The sequence below is a fragment of the Apibacter mensalis genome, from assembly GCF_001418685.1.
Lineage (GTDB): Bacteria > Bacteroidota > Bacteroidia > Flavobacteriales > Weeksellaceae > Apibacter > Apibacter mensalis.
Map to the genome: position 1 here is coordinate 1 of NZ_LIVM01000030.1, position 2,382 is coordinate 2,382.

Genomic DNA, 2,382 nt, shown 5'->3' on the forward strand with positions numbered 1-2,382 from the left:
TTTTTGTTTACCGCTGCCCAGTATATTATAATTTAACGGAACAATGGGACTGGTAATTTTACCTTGATAATGGGCAAACATTTGTACATCATTAACAAATAGTTCCCATTTAATATTAGCGCTGTAAATTCCGACATAATAGAACGGTTCTTGCTTGTACTGCTTAGGCATTTCAATTGCTTGCATAGTTTCTTGAATTATTTGTTTATCTGTTTTTGGTGCTTGTCCGCAAGAAAACAGAAAACAACTAAGTAAAAACACGCTGATTAATTTTTTCATCATGAATTTATCTTATTACCTCTAACTCGTCAGAGCCTTCGGGTATGTGGAAACGGAAATTGAATGATCCTTCAAAGTTTGTATTATTGTCTTTATATTTACCTTTAAAAGGAATACCCCAAAAATACATGTCATTGCCATCCATTCTTAATTCAACGATCCTATTATTACCCTGTAACAATAGAGTGTAATTTTCTATTGGCAAAAAAGCTACATCATATGAATCATCAAAATGATTTGATATTTTGTTCTCTTGAAGAGCTGATTCCATTATTTCCTTAGAACTATAAAAAGAAGTATATTTTTCGATTTCTCTATTTTTTATAGCATCAAGATATTTAGCGTCATCATTAGCTTCAATAATTTTTTTAAGATCCTTTAACTTTTCTAATAATTTTTGTTCTAGGTTAGGAACCTTAGTTAAATCTTTTGATTTTGTCCACCCCGTTAGCTTATAAGGAACTGTTGCTTCAAACTCAAACGATTTTTCAAAATAAGGTAAATCTTTAGTCTGTTCATAAGGGAGTTCAAAATTTAAAAAAGAATCATATTCTTCCATATTTCTTTTATCTGGATAGTATTCACCCCGAAGTTTAAAAGTTGCATATTCGCCTAAATGAGTTTTTCCTTCTAGTGGATATATTATTACTTTTATTATTTGCTTTCCTGAAGCTAATATTCGCATATTTAATGGCAATTGAACATTTATAATATCGCCTTTTTTAGCAGGAAAATGGTATAACAAAACATCATTCACATAAACATCCCATCTACAATTACTACTATAAACCGGAGCATAATATACAGGTTGTTTATTTGGTGAATTTGGAACTAAATTGATTATTTCTTTCATAATTTTTTGATAATTATTATTTTGTGAACATGAAACATTACAAAATAGTATAAATATTAATAATATAATTTTACTTTTTATTTTCATAATTAAAATATTTTCTTCCTCCAAAAATAGGTTCTTTCGGTGCTTCAACAATAACGATATCTTTATTAGCACTTTTTCTAAGACCATCAATTTCCCCATAAATTTCCATGACTATTTTAATACCCGTAAACTCTACAGCCCCTTCTAAATAGGGACCCTTTTCATCTGCCACAAAACCGAGTGTGGGCTCAAAAAAACTGCTGGCAGTAGCGCTAGCCCCTGCTTTCATAGTATGTTCATCCCCCCAAAGTAACCAGGTTTTTATTTTCCACTCTCCTTTTGCGGAAAGTTCTACCTCTAAACCAAAGCGACCATTGGCTTTTACACTGTAATTATTTTCGTTAAAAAATTTAAATCCTGTTTTTTCATGATATAAACCCGATACTATGATTTCAAACCCTATTTCTCCTATTGCTGATACAGCGAATACAGCATTTATATTTAAGGCAACCAGTGCAGTATCTACCGTTCTCACTATGCCTCCAATATACGGCATTCTGGAGGCAATCGCAATTAGGTCTAACGTTCCTTTTCCGGTTAAAAAAGGAGAAAATTTTAAGTGTGCTTCTAATTGACGAACTACCGACAAGGGGGAAGGGGGATTGTATACGTTTTTATAATTTAACTCAAAACTTACGGATGGAGAGCCTATTTCTAACATTACGGGTTGTCTTTTAAGTTTAGCAGCAAGGGATGCACAAGCGTTTTGCATATCTTTCGGTAAAAAATTAAACCCATTTTTTGCTTCATTTCCTCCGATTAACTTATTTATCGTATTTTTTATTTTCAAAAATGTTTTAAGAATAGGTCTTATTTTTCCTGCAAATTCATATGAAATCTCTTTTTGAACATTATTATAAGTTACACCTGCACCTACTTTGAATTTAGTCTCTAAATCTCCATCATATCCGTCTATATCACCAGCTTGTGCCTTATTCACAGCATCATCAACTCGTGCTTGCCTCATTGTAACCCATGAATCTCTATATTTTATTGGATTTTTACAGGCATATTCAACTTTAAATTCCCACTCAATATCGGGGTATACATTAATTTTTACGGGTATGGTGTATCGGCAGGTTTCTGCCATGATCAAAACCATATTAATAAAAAAACGGCGGAGTTATCCGCCTGTTTTATTTATCTTATTACCTCTAATTCGT

The 2,382-nt window shown here is 32.1% G+C and carries 2 protein-coding genes and 1 pseudogene; all 3 read right to left on the reverse strand.

The features are described from left to right. Positions 1–282: pseudogene (locus ASC36_RS10235) on the reverse strand (hypothetical protein); the annotation flags it as partial. 4 nt (positions 283–286) lie between these two features. Then, positions 287–1,132 (reverse strand): hypothetical protein, encoded by an 846-nt coding sequence (locus ASC36_RS10240; RefSeq protein WP_141656273.1) that lies wholly within the window; start codon positions 1,130–1,132, stop codon positions 287–289. Between the two features lie 70 nt (positions 1,133–1,202). Next, complete coding sequence (locus tag ASC36_RS10245) at positions 1,203–2,309, reverse strand: hypothetical protein (RefSeq protein WP_055426394.1); 1,107 nt, start codon at positions 2,307–2,309, stop codon at positions 1,203–1,205. Positions 2,310–2,382: the final 73 nt, after the last annotated feature.

Excerpts from the sequence above, each read along its gene's own strand:
- ASC36_RS10240 (WP_141656273.1), bottom strand. The coding sequence starts at position 1,132 with ATGAAAGAAATAATCAATTTAGTTCCAAATTCACCAAATAAACAACCT.
- ASC36_RS10245 (WP_055426394.1), bottom strand. The coding sequence starts at position 2,309 with ATGGCAGAAACCTGCCGATACACCATACCCGTAAAAATTAATGTATAC.